Below are 23147 nucleotides of genomic sequence, written 5' to 3' on the forward strand. Positions count from 1 at the left end.
CGTTCGTTTCTGGGTCCATCATACCATAAAAACAACCGGAAGGAAAGCAAAGCCGCGTGAAACACCCTGAAAACTGCGTGAATGACGATTTTTGCCCCCTTGACAGGGCCAAAAACGCCGTTGCGTCAGTCTGCTTTGGCCGTTCGCAGCCGGATGACGTTCAGCACCACCAGCTCCAGCACGATGGCAACGGCCAGCAGGATCAGCGAGGTGAACAGGCTGGCGCTGGCACCCAGGAACATCTGGCTCAGGCCGGTGACGACATAGCACACCGCCGAGATGGCCGCCGCCGTAATGGCGTAGGGCAGCTGGGTGGACACATGGTTCACATGGCTGCAGTGGGCACCGGCGGATGCCATGATGGTGGTGTCCGAGATGGGGGAGCAGTGGTCACCGCAGACGGCACCGGACAGGCAGGCCGCAATGGAGATGACCAGCATCTCGCCCTCCGGGAAGGCATGGCACACGATGGGGATGAGGATGGAGAAGGTGCCCCAGCTCGTGCCGGTGGCAAAGGCAAGGAACACTGCCACAAGGAAGATGATGACCGGCAGCATGTACTGCAGCGCTGCAGCAGAGCCACTCAGCAGGTTGGCAACGTAATATTTTGCGCCCAGCAGGCCGGTCATGCCGGACAGGGTCCATGCGAGGGAGAGGATCAGCATGGGGCTGACCATGGCCTTGAAGCCCTCGGGAATGCAGGCGGCAAAGTCCTGAAAGGTCATCACATTGCGCACGCGGTAGAACACAAAGGTGAACAGCAGGGCAATGCTGCTGCCCAGCACCAGACCTGCAGAAGCGTTGCAGTCCGCAAAGGCGGTAACGAAGTCCACGCCCTCAAAGAAGCCGCCGGTGTAGATCATGCCGAAGATGCAGGCCACGATCAGCACCAGCACCGGGGCGAGCAGGTCTGACATGGCCGCAGGTATCGGTGCCATCGTCCACATCGTTGCCGTAGGGACGGTCGGCGGTGGTGAACAGGTCGCCGTTTTTGGCGTTGTCCTCGTTGAGCTTCATGGAGCCAAAGTCCGTGCCGGTGAAGATGAGGAACAGGCTCATCACGAGGGTGAGCAGGGCATAGTAGTTATAAGGAATGGTGCGCAGGAACATGGTAAAGCCGTTGATGCCGGAGCCTTCCGGCACACTGGAAGTGACCGCAGCTGCCCAGCTGGACACCGGCGCAATGATGCACACGGGTGCTGCGGTGGCATCGATCAGGTAGGCCAGCTTTGCGCGGGACACCTTCTGCCGGTCGGTGACGGGGCGCATGACAGAGCCCACGGTCAGGCAGTTGAAGTAGTCGTCCACAAAGATCATCACACCCAGCAGCAGGGTGGAAAACTGCGCACCGGCCCGGGAGTGGATGTGGGTGGAGGCCCAGCGGCCGAAAGCTGCCGAGCCGCCGGCCTTGTTCATCAGGGCCACCAGAATGCCCAGCATCACCAGAAAGATCAGAATGCCCACATTGCTGCTGTCCGACAACTTGGCCACCATGCCGCCGTCTTCGTTGAAGAACAGGGTGTTGATGGCCAGCTCCAGATTGCCGTTGGCATACAGCAGTGCACCGGATGCGATGCCCACCAGCAGAGAGGTGTACACCTCCTTGGTGTTCAGCGCCAGCACAATGGCGATCACCGGCGGCAGCAGCGAAAAGATGGTGCTGTACACCGCACAGGTATAGGTGGACGGGTCCGCGATCTTGCCGGGCGTTGCCGCTGTGCACCACAGCAGCAGGGCAAACACCAGCACGGCACCCGCCCACGAAAGATTGACTTTTTTCATAAGATCTGATTCCTCTTTTGATTTTTTGCCTCAGCGCGGGGCAGACTATCCCCAACCAGACAGGGAAGGGGGTGTTTGCCGCGCCGGATTATAAAGCGCTGTACTTTGAACTGTTCCGCGCCAGCGAACAGGCCGCCCGCCTCCTCCACGAGGCCCAGCAGCGGGCCGAAGAACAGGTGATGGCGGAGGATGAACCGCCGCTGCGGTTGGAAGAACCGCTCCGTCCCCACTCAAGGGAGGGCAAGGCCCGGAAACCGTGAAGCGGCTGCGGGACTAACCCTCTCCGTCAGTGCTGCGCACTGCCACCTCTCCCAAAGGGCGAGGCATTGGCAGACCGGGCCAGCCCTGCTGTTCGCTTGGGCCCGATGGGGCGCAAGGTGCCGGGCCCTGCTCTCATTGGCAGCGGCTGCGGGACTAGCCCTCTCCGTCAGTGCTGCGCACTGCCACCTCTCCCGAAGGGCGAGGCATTGGCAGACCGGGCCAGCCCTGCTGTTCGCTTGGGCCCGATGGGGCGCAAGGTGCCGGGCCCTGCTCTCATTGGCAGCGGCATTTGTATTGCAGCCGTGAATCGAGACAGCGGAGCCCGACCGTTCCCGATCGAAAAAAACTTCGCTCGTCCAGCACGACCACTACCGACTCGCCAGTGGCTCTCCCCTTGGGAGAGCTGGCACCGAAGGTGACTGAGAGGGTTCACCCCTTCTTGCTCTCCGCCTTCGCCGCGAACTTCGCGTCATTGACGACGAAGCGCTCATGCACGCCGCCGCCCACGGGGCCTTTTTCGTCGTGCAGCGAGACCTTGAACACCAGCTTCCGGCCTTCCACGGCGGTCAGCTCGCTCTCGCAGGTAACGGTCATGCCCACGGGGGTGGGGGCGGTGTGCTCCAGCTCGAGCTTGGTGCCCACCGAGCCATTGCCTTCGCCCAGCGCGTCGGCCACGCTCATCCAGCAGGTCTTTTCAGCCAGCGCCACCAGTGCCGGGGTGGCAAACACATCCAGCGTGCCGCTGCCCATGGTCTTTGCGGTGTTTTCGTTCGTTACGAGCTGGCTCTGCTCGCCGTGGATACCAATAGTCAACATAAAAAACTTCCTTTCCAGAATCGCCTTGCGGCAGTAAATTTCCGATCTCCTGATAGGATACCACAATTTCCGCGTCGATGCACCTGTTTTTGGTGGATTTCTGCATTTTCCTCTTTCCTGTCAGCCCAAAACGCGTTATGATAGGGCAAAATGGGGGAGGGTACGCCTATGAACGACTTCTGGAAATCCTACGATATCACCGCGCTGGAGTACGGAGCGAATTATCAGTGTTACCCACTGTATGGAAGAATCCATCTCACCGAACTGGCGCTTTCACTGATCTTCATCCTGAGTGCTGCGCTCTGGTACAGGCACAGCGGGCCAAAACAGCGGCGGCGCATCCTGGTGGGGGTCACGGTGCTTCTGCTTCTTGACGAAGCGGCCCTTCTGCTCGGCATGGCCCTGACTGGCCAGTGGAATTGGAGCTATCTCCCGCTCCACCTATGCAGCATCAATGTTTTCGTCTGCCTGTACAACACCCTGTTCGACCAGAACTGGTGCAAAGAGGAACTTTACGCCCTCTGCATCCCCGGCGCGGCGCTGGCCCTGCTCTGCCCAAGCTGGTTGGATGTGCCTTCATGGTGGACGCTCATCAACTTGCACTCGGTCTCCATCCACGCCCTGCTGGTGCTTTACCCGGTCCTTCTCGTTGTGGGCGGCTACCGCCCCAGCCCCCGCCGGGTGCCGCAGGTACTGGCTTTCCTGTTCGGCACCGCCTTGCCCATCTATTTTCTCAACAAGTCTCTGTACACGAACTTCTATTTCCTGAACAACCCAACCGCCAACGTCATCACCTGTGCCTTCACGAGATTTCTGGGTGAACCGTATTATATACTCGGCTTCCTGCCCGCCATCGCTGCGGCACTGGCGGTGATGTATCTGCCATGGGCAGCAAAAAACTTCACCGAAAATCGACGGAAACATTGACACTTTTTCCGCTTACTTTTTCCACGCTCAAAACGCACCCTTTTTGCAGATTGAAATCGCAGTTTTCTTGCGTATTGGGGTATTTTTTTACAATTTTGAGGTTCTGCTCAAAATCTTTGCAAAAAGCCTTGACAGGGCCTCTTCTGCGTGATACTATGAACACATGAACAAGCGTTCACATGAATGTGCCGCGAAAGGAGAAACTGCCATGAACGACCCCAAAGACGCTCTGCCCGCCGCGCAGCCGGGGCCTCTCGTGATGCCGGACGACGAGGTGCTGTACGAGTTGGCCGACCTGTTCCGGGTGTTCGGCGACTCCACCCGCATCAAGATCCTGTATGCACTGCACGACAACGAGCTGTGCGTGCAGGACATTGCAAACGCCGTGCAGCTGAGCCAGTCGGCGGTGAGCCATCAGCTGCGGGTGCTCAAGGATTCCAAGCTCGTGCGGTTCCGGCGCGAGGGCAAAACCGTTTACTACGCACTAGACGATGACCATGTGCGCAGCATCCTCTCCATGGGGATGGATCATATCGAAGAATAACGAAAGGCTGGTATTACTTATGAAGAAGAGCTACAAGATCGAAGTGGACTGCGCAAACTGCGCTCAGAAGATGGAAGACGCTGCCAACACCGTTGCAGGCGTGGCAAGTGCTACCGTCAGCTTTATGACCCAGAAGATGAAGGTGGAGTTCTCTGAAGGTGCAGACCCCCACGACACCATGGTGAACGTTCTGGCCGCCTGCAAGAAGGTGGAGGACGACTGCGAGATCTTTGACATCTGAGCAACGCATCCGATGAGAACGGCTCCTCCTGCGGGGGAGCCGTTTCCTTCCCCGGCGATTTCCTGTTGAAAGAAAAACCAGTTTTCAACACTTTCCACCGGGTTTTCAACAGCTTTTGCGGAAAAGTTTGAAAACAAACGCGAAAAAGTCAGATTTCTTCGGGAAAACCTCGTGGAAAACATGGGGGAAAACGTGGAAAAGTTTCCTTTCCGGGGAAAACCTGTTGAAACCGCCCCCAGCCATCCGTCAAAAGGAGCGTTTTGTATGAACAAAAAGCAGAAAAAGGTGCTGTATCAGATCATCGCAGCGGTCATCCTGATCGTGATCCTGAAGCTCCTGCCCGCATTCCCCACGCCGGTGGAGCTGGTACTGTACTGCATCCCGTATCTGGTGGTCGGCTGGGACGTGCTGCGCAAGGCACTGCTTGGCATCAAGAACCGTCAGCCCTTTGACGAGTGCTTCCTGATGGCCGTTGCCACTGTGGGTGCATTTGCACTGGGCGACTACGTGGAGGGCTGTGCCGTTATCATCTTCTACCAGATCGGCGAGCTGTTCCAGAGCGTGGCCGTGGGCAAGAGCCGGCAGAGCATTTCCAGCCTGATGGACATCCGCCCGGACTACGCCAACATTGAGGGCGAGGACGGCAGGCTGGAGCAGGTGGACCCGGACGACGTGGAGATCGGCACCGTGATCGTGGTCCAGCCCGGTGAGCGCGTGCCCATCGACGGCGTGATCGTGGAGGGCGCTTCTGCCCTGAACACCGCCGCCCTGACCGGCGAGAGCCTGCCCCGCGATGTGCAGACCGGCGATGAGGTCATCAGCGGCTGCGTGAACATGACCGGCCTGCTGAAGGTAAAGACCACCAAGGAATTCGGCGAATCCACTGTTTCCAAAATTCTCGATCTGGTGGAAAATTCCAGCATGAAGAAGGCCCGCGCCGAGAACTTCATCACCCGTTTTGCCCGCGTGTACACCCCCGCCGTGTGCTATGGCGCATTGGCTCTGGCCTTTATCCCGCCCATCGTGCTGCTGCTCATGGGCCAGCCCGCCCGCTTTGGTGACTGGGTCTACCGTGCCCTGACCTTCCTTGTTATCAGCTGCCCCTGCGCACTGGTCATCAGCATTCCCCTGAGCTTCTTCGGCGGCATCGGCGGTGCATCTGCCTGCGGCATTCTGGTCAAGGGTTCCACCTATCTGGAAGAGCTGGCCCGCACCGGCATCGTTGTGTTCGACAAGACCGGCACCCTGACCCAGGGCACCTTCAAGGTCGTGGGCGTCCACCCCGAACACGGTGTCACCGAAGACGCCCTCGTGGAGGCCGCCGCGCTGGCCGAGAGCTGGTCCAAGCACCCCATCTCCCTCAGCATCAAGGCCGCTTACGGCAGGGAGATCGATCCGAACCGCGTCACCGATGTGCAGGAGCTGGGCGGCCACGGCGTGACCGCCAAGGTGGACGGCAGGACTGTTGCTGCCGGCAACGCCCGCCTGATGGAAAAGCTGGGCCTCACCGCCCCCGAAGTGACCGAGCCGGGCACCATCGTGCATGTGGCCATCGAGGGCATGTACGCCGGTTATCTTCTGATCGCCGATGTGGTGAAGCCCCACAGCGCACAGGCCATCCGGGGCCTGAAGGATGCCGGTGTGCGCAAGACCGTGATGCTGACCGGCGATGCCGAGCCTGTAGCCAGAGCGGTCGCCAATCATCTGGGTCTGGACGAGTACCATGCGGGCCTGCTGCCGGGCGACAAGGTAGACCAGATCGAAACGCTGCTCGCCGCCAAAGGCCCCAAAGAGAACCTTGCCTTTGTGGGCGACGGCATCAACGATGCCCCGGTGCTGTCCCGTGCCGATGTGGGCATTGCAATGGGCGCTCTTGGCTCTGACGCTGCCATTGAGGCCGCTGACGTGGTGCTGATGGACGACGACCCCGCCAAGATCGCACTGGCCATGCGCATTGCCCGCCGCACGTTACGCATCGTGTACCAGAACATCGTGTTTGCACTGGCCATCAAGTTTGCCTGCCTTGTGCTGGGCGCGATCGGCATGGCCAGCATGTGGACCGCCATCTTTGCCGATGTGGGCGTGATGGTGCTGGCTGTGCTCAACGCCACCCGTGCCCTGTACACCAAAGACCTTGCCCGAAAGAACGAGCAGTGACCCACAACACACGAACACCCCCGCCGGGAATTTGAAATGAACCCAAAAAGTTAGACAAAAATTGAATTAAGCAGCTCCAACGGTCTGAATCCTGTACTGTACAGGGCTCAGACCGTTTAGTTTTAATTTGATTCGGCGATTGTTGTAATAGTCGATGTAATCGACAATAGCCTTTTCGAGCTGGTCAATGGAATCAAATTTTTCCAGATAGAACAGCTCCGTCTTGAGCAGTCCGAAGAAGTTCTCGGCAACAGCATTGTCCAGACAAGTGGCTTTCCGAGACATACTTTGCGTAATTCCTTTTGCTTTCAGTAGATTCTGGTAGGACTTCATCTGGTATTGCCAGCCCTGATCCGAATGCAGAGTCAGATTGTCAACCTTGTCCGGCAGCTTTTGAAAAGCACCTTCCAGCATATCCGTGATTTGCTTAAAGTTCGGATGGCGGCTCAGATTGTAGCTGACAACTTCGCCATTGAACAAATCAAGAATTGGAGACAGGTAGAGTTGCTGGTCGTTCACTTTGAACTCGGTAACATCTGTGACCCATTTCCGATTCGGCTGGTCTGTCTTGAAATGCCGTTCCAGCAGGTTTGGAGCTACTTCTCCAACTTCGCCTTTGTAAGAACTGTACTTCCTTTTTGCACGAATCTGACAGACTAAACCAAGCTGCTTCATGAGTTTCCGAACCGTCTTGTGGTTCACACAAATATCGTTGTTATGCAGTTCTTTTGTGATTCTGCGGTATCCGTATCGTTTTTTGTTCTCGTTGAAGATTATAACAATCTGTTCCTTTACCATCTGGTATTTGGCAGGATTCTGAGACTGGTGCAGATAGTAGTAGAACGTGCTGCGAGGAAGTCCGGCAAGTTGCAGCAGTGCTTTCAGAGGGTATTTCTGCCTTAGTTCCTGAACTACTTGTGCTTTCTGTTTTGGCGTTCCTCTTCCAGCACCAAGGCATTCAATTTTTTTAAGTAGTCGATTTCCATCCGAAGCCGCTGATTTTCTGCAATAAGATCTTCTTCTACTTGCTTATCCAGCTTTGGCTTCCGACCTTTCTGCGTCCCACTGGCGGCACAGGCTCGTCCTCGACGCTCTAACAGAAGTGCTTCTTCTCCTTCCTCCCAATAAATGCGCTCCCAGTCCCTGAGTGTACGGTCCGAAATGCCATATTCTCTGGACGCTCCCTTAAAGCTCAGGTTTTCTCTGTGGATTCGTTTAATGATTTCTACCTTCTGCGTTCCGTTGTACTTTCGTTGTCCCTTTGGCATACAAAAACACCCCATTTCCTAAACAGTATACCATACTGTCTAACAAATGGGGTGCAGTTCATCTCGAAACGGCGGGGGTGTTTTTGTGCGCAAAATCTTTTTCCCGAAACAGCTTGCAATGCCGGGAGATTCTGTTATACTACTAATCCAGGAGGTTAGTGGAAATGTATCCAGTCAAATCAGATCCTCATTCTTCCGGCGAGGTGTGGCGGGCGCTCCGGGCAGCTGCGCCCCAGACGGTGCCGGTGTTTGCCGGTTATCTCGTGCTGGGCATGGGGTATGGCATCTTCGTTCAATCTCTGGGCCTGCCGGTGTGGATGCCCATGCTCATGGGCACCGTGGTGTACGGCGGTTCGCTGGAATTTGTGCTGGCAAGCCTGCTGCTGAGCGCGTTCTCACCCCTTTCGGCGTTTCTGATGGCGCTCATGATCCAGGCGCGGCATTTGTTCTACGGCCTTGCCATGCTGGAGCGCTACAAGGGCTACGGCCTGCGCAGCTTTTATATGATCTTTGCCATGAGCGATGAGACCTTTTCCATCACCTGTTCGGCCGAGCCGCCGGAAGGGGTGGACAGGGGCTGGTTCATGTTCTTCATCACCCTGCTGGATCAGTGCTACTGGGTGGCCAGTGCCGGTCTTGGCGCGGTGGTGGGCTCGGTGCTGCCCTTCAGCACCGAGGGTGTGGACTTTGTGATGACCGCCATGTTCGTGGTCATCTTCCTGAACCAGTGGGAAAAAGAAAAGCAGCACGTCAGCGCCCTCATCGGGCTGCTGGTGCCGCTGGTCTGCCTGGTGCTTTTTGGGGCAGGCAGCTTCCTGCTGCCCGCTATGGCCTGCATCCTGGTGCTGCTGGTGGCCCTGCGCAGGCCCATTGAGTCCATTGAGGCAAAGCACGGCGAAACGGAGGTGCCGAAATGACCGCACTGCAAATGGGCATCACGATCGCGGTGTGCACCGCCGCCACCATGCTCACCCGCTTTCTGCCCTTTGTGGTGTTCTCTTCCAAGGATCAGCAGCCGCCGGAGGTGGTGCGGTATCTGGGCCGGGTGCTGCCCGCCGCCATCTTTGGTATGCTGATCGTCTACTGCCTGAAAAGCGTCACCCCCTTTGCGGGCAGCCGCGGCATTCCGGAGGCCATCGCCATCGCCGTGACCATCGCCCTCCACAAATGGAAGCACCAGACCCTTGTTTCCATCGCCGGCGGCACGGTCTGCTATGTGCTGCTGGTGCAGTTGGTGTTTTGACAGAAACGCATTTTTTCGCGTAAACAAGTTGACATTTTCGTCAGAAAGCCGTATACTATAAGTGCAGGAAGACCTGCCGAAGATGGTCTCGTAGAACGCGAGCAAAAAGAAAGTTCACTGAGAAGATTTGGTCGTAGAACGCGACCAAGTAAAACAAAAGAAAAGTTCACTGAGAAGACTTGCCCCTTGAAAAAGGGGCATTTCTTTTTCCGAGGATGTTTATGATGCGATTTGCTTTTTTGTCCGACTGCTTTTATGAAGACTACCCCGCCAGCCGCTACCCGGAGATCGAGCAGAAACGGAACCGCCCCTATGTGGTCGTTTTCGTCACCGTAGGCGAGCGGACTTTCGCGATCCCCATGCGCTCCCATATCAGGCACCCGCATGCTTTTTTGACGGACAAGGAAAACCGATGCGGCGTAGACTACACCAAAGCCGTTCTCATTCTGGACGAGGAACGATACATCGACCAGGTAAAGCAGCCGCACATCCGCCCGAACGAATTTGATGCCCTGCGCGGAAAGGAATACCGCATCCAGTGCGGGATGCAGAAGTACATCAAAAAATACAAAAAAGCAAAATCAAGTGAGAAGGAGCCGGACAAAACCCTGCTCCGCTGTTCCACCTTGCAATATTTTGAAGAATATCTTTAAGATACAAAAACCGGGAGATGCCGCATGGTATCTCCCGGTTCTGATTTTCAATGATAAAACGTATCAAAATTGACCTGCCGATAGAACCGCTGCTGGAGCTGGTCGAAGCTCTCACAGTTCTGGGCCAGCAGCCACATCACCTTTGTGACGACGGCTTCGATGGTCATGTCGTGGGCTTCCAGGAAGCGGAAACGGTTCCGGACCCGCTTGCCGACCTCGTAAATGCCAACATCGCTGCCCTCGTAGGTGACCTGTGTGGTTAAGATCAGGATCTTGCGGGTCTTGTCGTAATCGCCCAGATTCTCTGCAAAAGCGTCCATGAGCCGCTGCGGGATGCCGCCCACGCCGAAGCTTTCCACAATGACGCAGTCGTATTGTTGAAAAATGGCCGGGATGAGCTCCGGGCCAAGGCCGGGCGTCAGCTTGAGCAGAAAGACCTTCGGGTTCAGCGCCCGGCCAAACTCCACCGGGCCGGTGGGCCAGGGCGAGGGGATATACCGCACCAGACGGTCGCCCTGCACCAGCGCCAGCGCCGGGAAGTTGACCGACGCAAAGGCATCGTAGCTGATGGTCTTGTTCTTCTTGGCGCGGGTGCCCGCGATGACATGCCCGCCGAACACCACCATCACGCCCCGGCTGCCGGGGTCCAGCGCGCAGATGACGCTGTCGCGCAGGTTTTTCTTCGCATCGGTGATCTCATTGGAGATGGGCTGCTGGGCACCGGTGAGGATGATCGGCTTGTCCGCATTCTGGATGAGGTAGGACAGCGCCGCTGCCGAATAGGCCAGCGTATCGGTGCCGTGGCAGATGATGAAGCCATCGTAGAGCGCATAATTCTCCTGCACGGCCCGCGCCATCAGCAGCCAGTGTTCGGGGCCGAGGTCTGTGCTGTCGATGCTGCACAGCGCCAGCGTCTCCGGGCAGCACAGCTCGTTCAGTTCCGGCAGATGGGCCAGCAGTTCCTCGCTGGTCAGAACGGGCCGCAGCCCCTGTGCGGTGCGCACACTGGCGATGGTGCCGCCGGTGGTGATAAAAAGCAAACGCTGCTTGGACATGTTCGGTGCCTCCCTGGGTCAAATTCAGTCGATTCAGTATAACACACTCGGCCCCGGATGAAAAGTGTGCAGTTTTGAGACCTAGTCACAGATTTTTGCGGGAAAAGGTGTATACTAGAAGAAAAACTTCAGGAGGCTTCCCATGCCCAACATCGTCATCATCGGTTCCGGCCCGGCCGGCGTGTCGGCCGCTCTGTACACGGCCCGCGCAGGGATCGAAACGACCGTTCTCACCAAAGGGCCCGGCGCACTGGACCGCGCCGCGCACATCCAGAACTACTACGGCTTTGCCGAACCCATCTCCGGTGCGGAACTGGAACGCCGGGGCATCGAAGGGGCCAGAGCGCTGGGGGTGCAGTTCGTTACCACCGAGGCCGTGGGCCTGACTTACACCGACAAGCTCACCGTCGAGACGCTGGCGGGCGAGTTCCCCGCCGATGCCGTCATCCTGGCCACCGGCGCTTCCCGCGCTGCACCGAAGATCCCCGGTCTGGCAGAGCTGGAAGGCCATGGCGTGAGCTGCTGTGCCGCCTGCGACGCTTTTTTCTACCGTGGAAAGGACGTGGCGGTGCTGGGCAGCGGCGAGTATGCTCTGCACGAGGTGCAGGCTCTGCTGCCGGTGGCAAAAAGCGTTGCCCTGCTGACCAACGGCGCACCGCTGACGGCGGACTTCCCGCCGGAGGTCACAGTCTGCCCCGAAACGGTGGACGCCATCCTCGGCGAACAGACCGTCACCGGTGTGCAGCTGAACGGCGGCCGACGGGTGCCCCTGTCCGGCGTGTTCGTGGCACTGGGCGTGGCGGGCAGCACCGCACTGGCCCGCAAGCTGGGGGCCGAAGTAGAGGGAAACCGCATCGTGGTGGACGAAAAAATGCAGACCACCGTGCCCGGCCTGTATGCGGCGGGCGACTGCACCGGCGGCCTGCTGCAGGTGGCAAAGGCCGTGTATGAGGGAGCACTTGCAGGCACCGAAGCTGCCAAAGCGGTGCGGAAAGGATAACACCATGTCCGATGTGCAAAATACTCCGGTCAACCGGAACTGTCTGGCCTGCGCTTTCCCATTCTGGGACCAGCTCACGCCGGAGGAACAGGCGCAGCTCTGCCGCTTCACCCGGCCGGTGCGCTACCGGAAAGGGGAGCGGGTCCACAGCCCGGTCGAGAACTGCGTAGGCATCCTGCTGCTGCGCTCGGGCCAGCTGCGGGCCTACCTGCTCTCGGAGGACGGGCGGGACGTGACGCTCTACCGCCTGTTCGGCGGGGAGGTGTGCATCCTGTCGGCATCCTGCGTGATGGACTCGGTGAACATCGACCTGTATATTGATGCCGAAGAGGACACCGAGGCCTACTGCATCAGCGCGGGCGTTTTCCGCAGGCTGATGCAGCAGAATGTGCATGTGCGCTGCTACGCCTATCAGATGACGGCGGAGCGCTTTTCCGACAGCATGTGGACCATGCAGCAGGTGCTGTTCATGAGCGCAGACCGCAGGCTTGCCATTTTTCTTACCGATGAGCTGGCCAAGACCGGCGGTGATGAGGTGCGCATGACCCACGACCAGATCGCCCGCTACATGGGCTCCGCCCGCGAGGTCGTCAGCCGCCTGCTGAAATACTTTGCCGGGGAGGGCCTTGTCCGCCTTTACCGCGGCGGCGTCACCGTACTGGACAAAGAACGGCTGAAGCAGATCGCCAACGGCACATAAAACGCATCAAAAAAGGACGTCTCATCCTGCGACGAGACGTCCTTTTTTATCGTTCACGATCTCAGCTCTTGCAGCCGGATTCCTCTTCCACGCCGGTGAAATCGCTGGCCTCAGCGATCTTGGTGACGTCGAACTTGCCCGTCTCATCCTTGGGGGCGACGGCGGGGCCGGCCTCCACCGGGTTCACGGATGCTTCCTCGGCCACAGGCTTCTCCTCGGCCGTCTCCGGCTGTGCAGCGGGAGCCTCCGGCTCTTCGGATGCCTTTTCCTCGGATGCCTTCTCGAAGGCCGGGGGCCATGCATCGCCCGGCTCAGCGGTCTTGGCCTCGCCTTCGGCGTAGGCTTCGGCAGTCTTGGCGGCCTCTGCGGGGTCCTTTTCAGCCTCTTCGGGGAACTCCACCTCTTCGACGTGGAGCGGGCCCTTGTCGTTCAGAATTTTGTCCAGCACCACGATGGCGGCACCGGTGGCGGCGACGGCAGCAGCCGCGCCCAGAACGCGAAACAACGTTTTCATGGTGAGATCCTCCTTGATATGATTTCAGTGTGCGGGTTAAGAGAATGTTACCACATCGTTCAGCGGCTTTTCGGCAGGCTCCACCGAAATGGCGGTGAGCACCGGGCCTTTGCCGCGGTAGATGTTATGGAACTTGTAGCCTACCTTTGCGGTCACCCGCACCCATGCGCGCTGCTCCAGCGCCTTGTAGCCATCGTAGCTGCAGGGAAAGCCCACGAACTGGATGTCCTGCACGCAGCAGGTCATGGCGAAACGGCCCGGCACGAAGCTGTTCTTGCCGGCACGGTTGGTCTGACACACCTGTGCAAGGAATTTGACCGTTTTGCCGGTATACTTCTGGGGCTCGTCCTGACAGTCCATGTACCAGATGCCGAAATCGTCGTCGCCGATCTCCACCACCGGCTTGTTCAGGTCGAAGGGGAGGGGGTCGGGGATATCGTCGTAGGCCACGCTGCCGTCGGCAAACTCGTAGGCGATATCGCACTTGCGGGAAGCCTGACGCACCAGCTTGTGCAGCTCCTGACGGGCGGCATCGTTGTTCACGGCCTCGGCGCGGTTGAACACGATCAGCTCACTGCGGGCGATCTTGTCCAGCAGCAGGCTGCGCATGGAGTTGTCGCGGGCGTAGGTCAGGGCGGTGGTGCCGTCGGCGGTGGCGATGCACTGGTACACGATCCAGCTCTCGGGCAGAGCCTCGGCCAGATCCTGCAGCAGCCACATGCCGTTGTACTCAATGACCACACGGCCTGCACCGGATTCCTTTTCCAGCTTGAGCAGATTCTGCGGGTTCAACTCGGCCTTGTCCTCCAGCACCTTGACGGTCACGCCGGGAAAGGCGAACTTTTTGGGATTATACTCTTCTTCGCCCTCTTCGCAGATCAGCAGCAGGGTCTTGTCGCCGGAGTCGAAGTTGGGGTCTTCAAAGGTCTCCTGAATGAATTTGGTCTTGCCGCTTTCCAGAAAGCCCACAAACAGGTAGACCGGAATTTCTTTTGCCATAGGAATGGTTTCTCCTTAAAAAATCATTATCCAATCAGGCTCCCTCTCTGAGGGAGCTGGCAAACCCGTTAGGGTTTGACTGAAGGAGTTCAGCAGCCGAACAGCTCTGCAATGGCCTTTTCGTTCAGCTTGGAGCCGATCACGACCAGCTTGCCGCCCACATCTGCACCGCGGGCACGCACTTCCCATTCGCCGGGCACATAGTCGAACTCCAGCCAGCCGTCTGCGCCGCCGTTCACGATGCCCTTGCTGCGCAGGATCATGCCGTAATTGCCGGTATCCAGCTCGGTGAGGGCGTGCTCCACTTCTGCCTTGGTGAATTTGCGGGCCGTCTCGACGCCCCAGCTGGTGAACACCTCGTCGGCGTCGTGGTCATGATGATGGTGATGGCCGCAGCAGCAGTGGCCGTCATGGTCGTGATGATGCTCGTGCTCGTCGTCATCATCGTCGTCATCGTGGTCGTGATGGTGGCCGCAGCAGCAATGGTCATGGTCGTCATGATCGTGATGATGGTGCTCATGCTCATCGTGGTCATCATCCTCATCGTGATCGTGATGATGCTCGTGCTCGTCCTCGTCGTCATCATCATCGTGGTCGTGATGATGGCCGCAGCTGCACACACCGTTCTCGTCATCGTGGTGATGATGGTGGTGATGCTCTTCTTCCTCGTCCTCGTGGGCGTGCTCCTCATTGGCCTTTGCAGCCATGGCGATCAGCTCTGCCTTGAAGTCGTCCTTGGTGGACATGGCCTTCAGGATCTGCTCACCGGTCAGCTCGTCCCATGCGGTGGTCACGATGGTAGCGGTGGGGTTCTTCTCGCGCAGCATGGCGACCGCAGCGGCGATCTTCTCTTCGCTGGCGGTCTGGGTGCGGCTGAGCAGGATGCAGCTTGCGTGGCTGATCTGGTCGTCGTAGAACTCGCCGAAGTTCTTCATATACATCTTCACCTTGTTCACATCGGCCACGGTGACAAAGCTGTTCAGCTGCACATCCAGATGCTCAGCCACGCCTTCCACAGCGCGGGTCACATCGGAGAGCTTGCCCACGCCGGAGGGCTCGATGACGATGCGGTCGGGGTGGTACTGCTCCACCACCTGCTGCAGGGCGGTGCGGAAGTCGCCCACCAGAGAGCAGCAGATGCAGCCGGCGTTCAGCTCGTTGATCTGGATGCCGCTTTCCTTCAGAAAGCCGCCGTCAATGCCGATCTCGCCGAACTCGTTCTCGATCAGCACCACCTGCTGGCCGGCAAAGGCCTCTTTGATGAGCTTTTTGATCAGGGTAGTTTTACCGGCACCAAGGAAGCCGGAGAAAATATCGATTTTGGTCATGATTCAATTGCCTCTTTCTTTTTTCCAAAGTCCGCAAATCGGAACCTTCAAGCAATCCGAGCCGCAGAGTGCTGGCTCAAAAAACTTACACTCCTATTATAACAAGGCTGTCAATGGGAAAACCGCCTTTTTCAAGAAAAAATTGTAACTTTTTTTGAAGTTTGCCCGCGTTTTGCGGAAAAGGGCGGTTGCGCGGGGAGGTGGTGCAACTTCGATTCGGAGGGGGTTATTTTTTGTGGGAGCTGTCGTAGATCGCACGGATGTCATCCGGCAGCGCATCGGGGATCAGGGCTACACCCTCTCGGAGGCCTGCGAGGAACCGCTGCGAAACTACTACGCCCGCCGTCAGGCCGCCGATGCCCGCACCGCCGGCAACGGCCGTCTTGCCCGCAACACGCTGGAAAAGGCCATCTTCCACCAGAGCCGCCGCCTTGTGGCAGAACCTGCCGCCGAGCTGGATGTGCTCCTGCCGAGCGATCTGGAACTGGACGAATAATTGCAGAACCACACAAAAAACGGACCGTTTTCACGGTCCGTTTTTCTTGTTTAGCGATGTTCTTCCGCCAGCTGTTCGGCCAGCGCCCGCATCCCGGTGCGGACGTCTTCGGGCGCAAGGACTTCTACCTTGCCGCCAAAGCCGCACACCCAGCCGTAGAACGGCTCGCTGACACAGATGGGCACATCAAAGTGGAAGCGCCCGTCCTCCTCCGGCAGGAAGGTCGGCGAAGCGCCGAACCGCTCCCGCATGGCGCTTTCCAGGTCGGCGGTGCAGCGCAGGGTGACCCGGTGCTCCGGCCCGCCGAACATGTTGAAGTGCTTGCGCAGATAGGCGGGCAGGTCGAAATCAGCAAACTGCTCCCGGCCGCGGCGGGGCAGCTCCAGCACCCGGACGCCGGACATGCGGTCCACGCGGTAGTTGCGGATGCCCGCAGGCTCTTTCTCGTCCTGATAAGCGATAAGGTAGTAGCAGCCGTTTTCCCATGCCAGCTGCCACGGGCTGATGACCCGCTTTTCGGGCCGGCCCACTTTTTTGTAGTGAAACTCCACCATCCGGCCGGTGTTGATGGCCTCGTGCAGTGCGTCGATGCTGTACAGCAGGCTCCTGCTGTCGGTCTTGGGGCGGCCGTCCACGTACACCTGACGCTGCAGCTGGGTGCCCTCGTAGTCGGAGCAGAGCTTTTCCAGCTTCCGGATCAGGCGGCGGCTCGTGGCGCTGGACACCACCCGGCTGGCCTGTACGGCATCCACCAGCAGCTTCAGCTCAGAAAGCTCAAAGGTGCGGCTGGCCAGCCAGTAGCCGCCGCCGCGCCCGCGCCGCAGCTGGATGTCATACCCCAGTGCGTTCAGCGCGTCGATGTCGCTGTACACGCTCTTGCGCTCGCAGAGGATGCCCTGCTGTTCCAGCAGCTCTACCAGCTGCGGTACATTGAGCAGGTGTTCTTCGTCGGTCTGTGTCTCAAAGATGCGCAAAAGGGTCAAAAGCTTGGATTTCTGGCCTTCCTGCTTGGGCATGGGAGCACCTCCGGTTTATTCGGGCAGTTTTTTGTCGAACGCCGCGCGGCGCTGGGTGGAAAGACGGAACATCTCTTCCAGCTTTTCGCGGTCGCCCGCCACCAGCGCGTTGCGCAGTGCGCCGAGCGCGGCGTCGAACTGGTCGATCTCGCTGATGAGGTTTTCCTTATTCCACAAAAACAGCTCTGCCCACATTTTATCGTTGATGCGTGCAATGCGGGTCAGGTCACGGAAGGAGTCGCCGGTGTACTCGCACAGCGAAGAGTTATCGTTGGCGCACATCAGGCTCACGGCGATGGCATGGCACAGCTGGCTCACATAGCCGATCATCTTGTCGTGCTCCTGCACCGTCAGGGTGCAGATGTGGTGGAAGCCCAGCACTTCGGCCAGCTCTCGGACCCAGGCGATGGCCTCCGGGGTATTCTTCCCGGTCGGGGTGATGATGAAGTTGGCCGGGGCAAAGTTCACCTCGGCGGCGTGCTCCACGCTGGAAGTCTCACGGCCTGCCATCGGGTGGCTGGCAATGAACTCCACGCCCGCCGGGCACATGGCCTGCACCGGCTCCACAAGGCCGGTCTTTACGCCGGAAACATCGGTAAAGATGCAGCCGGGCTTGAGCAGATGGCCGTAGGTGCGGAACCACTCGATGAGGGCCGTGGGGTACAGACCAAAGATGATGTGGTCGGCGCTGCTCACAAGGTCCTCAAAATCGTGGGTCTTGCCCCGCTGGCGATATAGCCGTGCTCTAGCGCGTACTGCAAATGCCCTTCGCTGCGGTTGATGCCGTCCACATGGAAACCGGCTTTCGTCAGTTCCAGCGCGTATTTGCCGCCCAGCAGGCCAAGGCCCACCACGAGATAACGTTTTGTTTTATCAAGCATATTCCACCTCCGCGCCCAAGGGCTTGATGGCTTCAAAGAAATTCGGCCAGCTTTTTGTGATGGCCTCGGCACCGTCGATGGGCAGCCGCAGCCCCGCCGCCAGTGCCAGCACCGACAGGCTCATGACGACCCGGTGGTCGTTGTGGCCGGAGAGGACGCCGTCCGGCGCATGGAGCGCCCCGGCACAGCCCTCGATGGTGATGGTGCCGCCCGCGCTGGACAGCACCCCGCCGCATTTGCGCAGCTCGGCCTCCATGGCAGCGATGCGGTCGCTCTCCTTCAGGCGCAGCCGCTCTGCGTTGCGGATGACCGTGGTGCCCTCGCACAACAGGCCCAGCACCATGAGCACAGGGCCAAGGTCCGGGCAGTCCGCAAGGTCGATGTCCGTGCCGTGGAGCGGCGCTTTCCGGAAGACGATGCCCTGTTCGGTGCGGGAGAAGTCGGCCCCGCACCGGCGCAGGATGTCCAGAATGGCGGCATCGCCCTGCAAGGTCGGTTCGGCCAGACCGGTCAGCGTGACGCCGCCGGTGACAGCCCCCAGCACCGCCGGGAACGCGGCCTGACTGTAATCGCCCTCCACGGTGTAGTCCCAGGGGCGGTATGCCTGCCCGCCGGGGATCTCCAGCGTCGTTTCGTCCACCCACCGGCTCGTGACGCCGAACGCCGCCTGAACGGAGCGGGTCATATCGATGTAGCTGCGGCTCTCCACCGGCGGGATGAGGTGCAGCGTGCTGTTGCCGGAAAGCAGCGGCAGAGCAAACAGCAGCCCACTGATGAACTGGCTGGATACATTGCCCGCCAGCGTATAGTCCCCGCTGGAGAGCGCCCCTTCCACGGTCAGCCCGGCAGCGCTCTGCTCAAACCGCAGGCCCTGCTCCCGGTACAGAGCGTCATACACCGACTGAGGCCGCTCCATCAGCCGCCCGCGGCCGGTGAAGGAAACTGCCTGTCCGGTCAGGCTGGCGATGGGGATGAGAAAGCGCAGGGTGCTGCCGCTCTCGCAGCAGTCCACCGGGGCTTCCACGGGCAGAAAACGGCCCAGTCCCTCCACCACTGCATCGTTCCCGCCGGTGGTGACGCGGGCGCAGAGCTGGCCCGCCGCCGCGAGGGTGGCGGCGATATCCTTGCTGAACTCCAGATTCCGGATGTGCGAGGTGCCCTTTGCCAGCGCGGCGCAGAGCACAGCACGGTGAGCCATGCTCTTGCTGGGTGGGGCCATAATGACTCCGTCAATGTTTCTGTCTGGTTGGATCGTGATCTGCATTTGCAGCCCTCCTTCTGCCCGTTCTGCCAAACGCTCTCCCTGCGGGAGAGCTGGGGCCTGAGAGGGTCACATCTCCCGCCCGATGGCCCATGCCACCTGACGGCACTTTGCCATGGCCTGTGCGAAGGAATCCGGGGTCAGGCACTGTGCGCCGTCGCTCCATGCGTGCTGCGGGTCGTAGTGGACCTCCACTTCCAGACCGTCGGCACCGGCGGCCACGGCAGCGATCATCATAGGCTCGACCAGATTGGCCTTGCCGGTGGCGTGGCTGGGGTCCACGATGATGGGCAGGTGGGTCTTTTCGTGGATGATGGGCACTGCAGAGAAATCGAGGGTGTTGCGGGTGTACTTCTCGAAGGTACGGATGCCGCGCTCGCACAGAATGACCTGCTCGTTGCCGCCGGCCATGATGTACTCGGCGCTCATGATCCACTCCTCAATGGTGTTGCACAGGCCGCGCTTGAGCAGCACCGGCTTGTGCATCTTGCCCACGGCCTTGAGCAGCTGGAAGTTCTGCATGTTGCGGGCACCGATCTGCACCACGTCCACGTACTCCTCAAACTCCGGGATGCGGTCCTCGCTCATCAGCTCGGAGACGATGGGCATGCCGGTGGCCTCGCGGGCCTTTACCATATCCAGAATGCCCTCGGTCTCAAGGCCCTGGAAGGAGTAGGGAGAGGTGCGGGGCTTGTAGGCACCGCCGCGGAACAGGGTGGCACCGCCGGCCTTCACGCCCTGTGCAATGCGCAGAGCCTGCTCTGCGCCCTCGATGCTGCAGGGGCCTGCCATGACGGCGATTTTTTCCTTGCCGCCGATCTTCACGCCGCCGCAGTCGATCACGGAATCTGCCGGGTGGAACAGGCGGTTTGCACGCTTATAGGGCGCGGACACGCGGGTGACGTTGTCGATCCACGGGTTTGCCAGCACATCCCGTTCATCGATCTTGGTGGTGTCGCCCACAAGTCCGAACACGTTGTAGTTCTTGCCGGTGATCAGGGTCACGTCCAGACCCTGCTTCTCGAATTTGTCAACGATCTTTTCCAGTTCTTCCTTCGGGGTGCCTTTTTTCGTCGAAATGATCATCTTCTTGCATTCCTTTCCCTTTTATCAACGTGTCAACCTCTCAGCCACTGCTGAGAGGTTTTTTCTTTACTGCACCATGTGCGATTGTGCGCCGCCGTCCAGCCGGAGCAGCTGCACCAGATAACTGCATGCGTGGAGATAGCCGCCGATGCCCTCGCCCGCAAAGCGGCCCTGACAGCCGAACGAGACGACGTCCGTGTTCCGGAACGGCTCCCGGCCGCTGGGTTCGCTCATGAGCACCTCCACGGCGGGCACACCGCAGAGCTGCAGCGCATCCAGAATGGCCACGCTGTAATAGGCATAGCCGCCCGGATTGAGGATGATGCCGTCGGCGCGGCCTGCGGCCGACTGGATCTCATCAATGATGTCGCCCTCGTGGTTGGACTGGAAGAAATCCGGCTCGATGCCCATCTGCTGGCAGCAGACGTCCAGATAATCCAGCAGGCCGTTGTAGTCCACTTCGCCCTCTACACCGGGCTCGGTGAAGCGGGTGATGTTGACGTTTGGGCCGTTAATGAACAAAAATCGCATCCAATGCCTCCAGTGCCGCCGCAACGGCGTCTGCAACGGTCGTTTCGTTCGGGATGACCGCATCGGCTGCGGCCAGATAGAGCGGGCGGCGCTGGGCTTCCATGGTCTTCAGCGCCTCGGCGCTGGTGGAGAGCGGACGCCCGCCGCCCACAGTCAGAGCGTCCAGCGGGCGGTCGATGAAGAGCACCACGCCGTTCTGCCGCAGGGCCCGCAGGTTTTCGGGCCGCTTAACGACTCCGCCCCCGCAGGAGAGCACCTGACGGCCCTCTCTGGCAAAGCGGGCGGTCTGCTCGGCCTCCCGTGCCCGGAAGCCGTCCTCGCCCTCTGCGGCGAAAAGGTCCGGGATGCTGCGGCCTGCGGCCCGGACGATCTCCTCATCCAGGTCCACGAACCGCTTGCCCAGCCGGTCGGCCAGCGCGCGGCCGATGGTCGTTTTGCCGCAGGAGGGCATCCCGATGAGCGCCACGTTCAGCTGCTCTTTCCGAAGCTGGGCGGTGATGGCGCGGATCTCGGCTGGGGCATCGTCGAACTTGCGGTCCAGAAAATATTCTGCGGCATACACCGCCTGCGCCACCAGCATTTCAAGGCCGCCCACAGCCACCGGCACGCCCGCTTCCTCGGCGCGGAGGATCAGTTCCGTTTTGTCCGGATTGTAGACCACATCGAGGACGGCTTCCAGCCCCGGCATCGCGGCCACATCCAGATGACAGACCCCCACGTTCGGGTACATGCCCGCCGGGGTGGTGTTGATGACAATGTCGGCCCCGCTGTGGACGGCTTCCGCATAGGAAAGCTCGCCCTTTTCCGGGTCCGGATGGCGGCTGACGGTGAGCACCTTTGCCGCGCCCTTGTCCCGGGCCACAGCGCTGGTGGTGTTGTGGGTGCCGCCGGTACCCAGAATGAGAACGGTCCGGCCCGCGAACTCCACGCCGTGGGCGTCGCACAGGTGGGCAAAGCCCATATAATCGGTGTTATAGCCGTAGAGCAGGCCGTTTTTGTTCACCACCGTGTTCACCGCCCCGATGGCCTTGGCCCGCGGGTCGATGTAGGAGCAGTATTCCATCACCAGCTTTTTATAGGGGATGGTCACATTGATGGCCTTGAACTGCCGCTTTGCCAGAAAGGCCCGGGCCTCTTCCTCGGTGGGCAGAGGGCACAGGTCGTAGTGGTAGCCGCAGAGCATCTCGTGGATGATCTTGGAGTAGGAGTGGCCGAGTTTTGCGCCGATGAGTCCGTATTCCATTTACAGCTCCTCCTTGCGGTAAGCGGTTGGCTGTTCCATCCAGGCCATGCCGTACTTCGCGGTCAGCAGGTCGCCGACGGCCAGCGCCGCCGCGCAGGTCTGCACAATGGCGGCTCTGGGCACGATGCAGGGGTCGTGACGGCCCTGAATGGACAGCTGTGCGTCCTTTTTGGCAAGATAGTCTACTGTATCCTGCTGCTTGTAGATGCTGGGTGTGGGTTTGACCACGGTGCGGAACACCACCGGCATCCCGTTGGCGATGCCGCCGTTGATGCCCGCATTGTGGTTGGTAGCCGTCACGATGCGGCCCCCCTGCATCCGGAAGGCATCGTTCGCCTCGCTGCCCTTCAGGTCGGCGAAGCCGAAGCCGGTGCCGAACTCGATGCCCTTGACGGCGGGGACGGAGAACGCCAGATGTGCGATCTCGCTTTCCACGCTGTCGAAATAGGGCTCACCGATGCCTGCCGGCAGGCCGAGGATGGCGGTTTCCAGCATCCCGCCCACGCTGTCGCCTGCGCTGCCTGCGGCGCGGATGGCCGCTTTCATCGGCTCTTCGGCCTCCTCGTTCAGCAGGGCGAAGCCATCGCCCCGGCTCAGCAGCGCTTCGGCCTGCGCCCCCAGTGCCGCCGGGTCATCCAGCGCAAAGCGGGTGTCCGCAATGCCAGCGCACCGCCCGATGTGGGTCACGATGTTGATGCCGGCCCGGTCGAGGGCACCCAGCACCACCGCACCGCCTGCCACCAGCGCCGTCGTGATGCGGCCGGAGAAGTGCCCGCCGCCGCGCGCATCCTGAAAGCCGTGGTACTTGGCATAGGCGGTGTAGTCTGCATGGCCGGGGCGCAGAAGGTCTGCGGTCTTGGCGTAATCGCCGCTGCGGGTGTTGGTATTTTCGATCATCAGGGCAATGGCGGTGCCGGTGGTGCGGCCGTTCACCACGCCGGACAGCAGCTGCACGGTATCCGCTTCCACCCGGGGAGTGGACAGGCCGTCGCCCCGGGCACGGCGCTTGTCCATGCAGGCGGCAAGAAATGCCTCGTCCACCGGCAGGCCTGCGGCCATGCCGTCCAACACCGCGCCGATGGCGCGGCCGTGGCTCTCGCCGAAAATGGTCAGCGAAAGGTCGCTGCCGAATGTATTTTTCATGG

The 23147-nt window shown here is 60.0% G+C and carries 24 protein-coding genes and 2 pseudogenes; 11 read left to right on the forward strand and 15 right to left on the reverse strand.

Translation table 11 applies throughout. The annotated features are described in order from the left end of the window. Positions 1–125 precede the first annotated feature (125 nt). Positions 126–1782 (reverse strand): annotated as a pseudogene (locus ACNQFG_RS01615) (Na+/H+ antiporter NhaC family protein). Positions 1783–1799: 17 nt separating this feature from the next. Between ACNQFG_RS01615 and ACNQFG_RS01620 the strand changes: the two are divergent. Beyond that, positions 1800–2042, forward strand: a complete 243-nt coding sequence (locus ACNQFG_RS01620) for a hypothetical protein (RefSeq protein ID WP_143406127.1) — start codon at positions 1800–1802, stop codon at positions 2040–2042. A gap of 430 nt (positions 2043–2472) precedes the next feature. Here ACNQFG_RS01620 and ACNQFG_RS01625 read toward each other — a convergent pair whose 3' ends face one another. Beyond that, positions 2473–2859 (reverse strand): thioesterase family protein, encoded by a 387-nt coding sequence (locus tag ACNQFG_RS01625; RefSeq protein WP_423405770.1) that lies wholly within the window; start codon positions 2857–2859, stop codon positions 2473–2475. Positions 2860–3027: 168 nt separating this feature from the next. Between ACNQFG_RS01625 and ACNQFG_RS01630 the strand changes: the two genes are divergently transcribed. The 4 genes from ACNQFG_RS01630 (at position 3028) to ACNQFG_RS01645 (ending at position 6728) form a co-directional block, all read left to right on the forward strand. After that, complete coding sequence (locus tag ACNQFG_RS01630; RefSeq protein WP_423405771.1) at positions 3028–3786, forward strand: TIGR02206 family membrane protein; 759 nt, start codon at positions 3028–3030, stop codon at positions 3784–3786. A gap of 208 nt (positions 3787–3994) precedes the next feature. After that, positions 3995–4330, forward strand: a complete 336-nt coding sequence (locus tag ACNQFG_RS01635) for an ArsR/SmtB family transcription factor (RefSeq protein WP_423405772.1) — start codon at positions 3995–3997, stop codon at positions 4328–4330. 19 nt (positions 4331–4349) lie between these two features. Further along, positions 4350–4571, forward strand: a complete 222-nt coding sequence (locus ACNQFG_RS01640; RefSeq protein ID WP_097774536.1) for a cation transporter — start codon at positions 4350–4352, stop codon at positions 4569–4571. 264 nt (positions 4572–4835) lie between these two features. Continuing rightward, complete coding sequence (locus tag ACNQFG_RS01645; RefSeq protein WP_423405773.1) at positions 4836–6728, forward strand: heavy metal translocating P-type ATPase; 1893 nt, start codon at positions 4836–4838, stop codon at positions 6726–6728. Positions 6729–6794: 66 nt separating this feature from the next. Here ACNQFG_RS01645 and ACNQFG_RS01650 read toward each other — a convergent pair whose 3' ends face one another. Together ACNQFG_RS01650 and ACNQFG_RS01655 are read right to left on the reverse strand one after the other, a co-directional pair. After that, complete coding sequence (locus ACNQFG_RS01650; RefSeq protein ID WP_423406535.1) at positions 6795–7691, reverse strand: IS3 family transposase; 897 nt, start codon at positions 7689–7691, stop codon at positions 6795–6797. Continuing rightward, positions 7640–7996, reverse strand: a complete 357-nt coding sequence (locus ACNQFG_RS01655; protein WP_173016547.1) for a helix-turn-helix domain-containing protein — start codon at positions 7994–7996, stop codon at positions 7640–7642. Before ACNQFG_RS01655 ends, ACNQFG_RS01650 begins: the two co-directional genes overlap by 52 nt. Before the next feature lie 164 nt (positions 7997–8160). On the opposite strand from ACNQFG_RS01655, the gene ACNQFG_RS01660 reads away from it, so the two are divergent. The 3 genes from ACNQFG_RS01660 (at position 8161) to tenpIN (ending at position 9892) form a co-directional block, all read left to right on the forward strand. After that, positions 8161–8913 (forward strand): AzlC family ABC transporter permease, encoded by a 753-nt coding sequence (locus ACNQFG_RS01660; protein WP_423405774.1) that lies wholly within the window; start codon positions 8161–8163, stop codon positions 8911–8913. Continuing rightward, a complete protein-coding gene (locus tag ACNQFG_RS01665) occupies positions 8910–9239 on the forward strand; it encodes a branched-chain amino acid transporter permease (RefSeq protein WP_423405775.1) in 330 nt (109 codons plus the stop codon). Before ACNQFG_RS01660 ends, ACNQFG_RS01665 begins: the two co-directional genes overlap by 4 nt. A 221-nt stretch (positions 9240–9460) precedes the next feature. After that, the gene (tenpIN, locus tag ACNQFG_RS01670) at positions 9461–9892 is read left to right on the forward strand and encodes a type III toxin-antitoxin system TenpIN family toxin (RefSeq protein ID WP_423405776.1); all 432 of its coding nucleotides are present in this window, start codon (positions 9461–9463) and stop codon (positions 9890–9892) included. A gap of 47 nt (positions 9893–9939) precedes the next feature. Here the strand turns inward: tenpIN and ACNQFG_RS01675 are convergent, their stop codons facing one another. Beyond that, positions 9940–10947: an asparaginase gene (locus ACNQFG_RS01675; protein ID WP_097791772.1), complete on the reverse strand. Its 1008-nt coding sequence runs from the start codon at positions 10945–10947 to the stop codon at positions 9940–9942. A 142-nt stretch (positions 10948–11089) separates the two neighbouring features. Between ACNQFG_RS01675 and ACNQFG_RS01680 the strand changes: the two genes are divergently transcribed. Together ACNQFG_RS01680 and ACNQFG_RS01685 are read left to right on the forward strand one after the other, a co-directional pair. Next, positions 11090–11947 (forward strand): NAD(P)/FAD-dependent oxidoreductase, encoded by an 858-nt coding sequence (locus tag ACNQFG_RS01680; RefSeq protein WP_423405777.1) that lies wholly within the window; start codon positions 11090–11092, stop codon positions 11945–11947. A 13-nt stretch (positions 11948–11960) separates the two neighbouring features. After that, positions 11961–12647, forward strand: a complete 687-nt coding sequence (locus ACNQFG_RS01685; protein ID WP_423405778.1) for a Crp/Fnr family transcriptional regulator — start codon at positions 11961–11963, stop codon at positions 12645–12647. 61 nt (positions 12648–12708) lie between these two features. Here the strand turns inward: ACNQFG_RS01685 and ACNQFG_RS01690 are convergent, their stop codons facing one another. The 3 genes from ACNQFG_RS01690 to ACNQFG_RS01700 form a co-directional block, all read right to left on the reverse strand. Further along, entirely contained in the window at positions 12709–13161 is a 453-nt protein-coding gene (locus tag ACNQFG_RS01690) for a hypothetical protein (RefSeq protein ID WP_423405779.1), read from the reverse strand. 36 nt (positions 13162–13197) lie between these two features. Next, positions 13198–14160: an outer membrane insertion C- signal gene (locus ACNQFG_RS01695; protein ID WP_423405780.1), complete on the reverse strand. Its 963-nt coding sequence runs from the start codon at positions 14158–14160 to the stop codon at positions 13198–13200. Positions 14161–14249: 89 nt separating this feature from the next. After that, positions 14250–15488 carry a CobW family GTP-binding protein gene (locus ACNQFG_RS01700; protein ID WP_417097611.1) on the reverse strand — a complete coding sequence of 413 codons (1239 nt, stop codon included), beginning with the start codon at positions 15486–15488 and terminating at the stop codon, positions 14250–14252. A 235-nt stretch (positions 15489–15723) separates the two neighbouring features. Here ACNQFG_RS01700 and ACNQFG_RS01705 point away from each other — a divergent pair, with 235 nt between their 5' ends. Next, positions 15724–15984 carry a hypothetical protein gene (locus tag ACNQFG_RS01705; RefSeq protein WP_423405781.1) on the forward strand — a complete coding sequence of 87 codons (261 nt, stop codon included), beginning with the start codon at positions 15724–15726 and terminating at the stop codon, positions 15982–15984. A gap of 50 nt (positions 15985–16034) precedes the next feature. Here ACNQFG_RS01705 and ACNQFG_RS01710 read toward each other — a convergent pair whose 3' ends face one another. The 7 genes and pseudogenes from ACNQFG_RS01710 to aroC form a co-directional block, all read right to left on the reverse strand. Then, complete coding sequence (locus ACNQFG_RS01710) at positions 16035–17000, reverse strand: helix-turn-helix transcriptional regulator (RefSeq protein WP_423405782.1); 966 nt, start codon at positions 16998–17000, stop codon at positions 16035–16037. A 15-nt stretch (positions 17001–17015) separates the two neighbouring features. Continuing rightward, a pseudogene (locus ACNQFG_RS01715) lies at positions 17016–17881 on the reverse strand (prephenate dehydrogenase). Further along, positions 17874–19145: a 3-phosphoshikimate 1-carboxyvinyltransferase gene (gene aroA / locus ACNQFG_RS01720; protein ID WP_423405783.1), complete on the reverse strand. Its 1272-nt coding sequence runs from the start codon at positions 19143–19145 to the stop codon at positions 17874–17876. Before aroA ends, ACNQFG_RS01715 begins: the two are co-directional and overlap by 8 nt. A gap of 66 nt (positions 19146–19211) precedes the next feature. Beyond that, positions 19212–20228 (reverse strand): 3-deoxy-7-phosphoheptulonate synthase, encoded by a 1017-nt coding sequence (aroF, locus tag ACNQFG_RS01725; RefSeq protein WP_423405784.1) that lies wholly within the window; start codon positions 20226–20228, stop codon positions 19212–19214. A gap of 66 nt (positions 20229–20294) precedes the next feature. Beyond that, positions 20295–20759 carry a type II 3-dehydroquinate dehydratase gene (locus tag ACNQFG_RS01730; protein WP_423405785.1) on the reverse strand — a complete coding sequence of 155 codons (465 nt, stop codon included), beginning with the start codon at positions 20757–20759 and terminating at the stop codon, positions 20295–20297. Further along, positions 20740–22002 (reverse strand): shikimate kinase, encoded by a 1263-nt coding sequence (locus tag ACNQFG_RS01735; RefSeq protein WP_423405786.1) that lies wholly within the window; start codon positions 22000–22002, stop codon positions 20740–20742. The genes ACNQFG_RS01730 and ACNQFG_RS01735 overlap by 20 nt, the downstream gene beginning before the upstream one ends. Beyond that, on the reverse strand, positions 22003–23145 hold the full coding sequence (gene aroC / locus ACNQFG_RS01740) for a chorismate synthase (RefSeq protein ID WP_423405787.1): 1143 nt from the start codon (positions 23143–23145) through the stop codon (positions 22003–22005). Positions 23146–23147: the final 2 nt, after the last annotated feature.

This window comes from Faecalibacterium prausnitzii, assembly GCF_049532945.1.
GTDB lineage: Bacteria > Bacillota > Clostridia > Oscillospirales > Ruminococcaceae > Faecalibacterium > Faecalibacterium prausnitzii_N.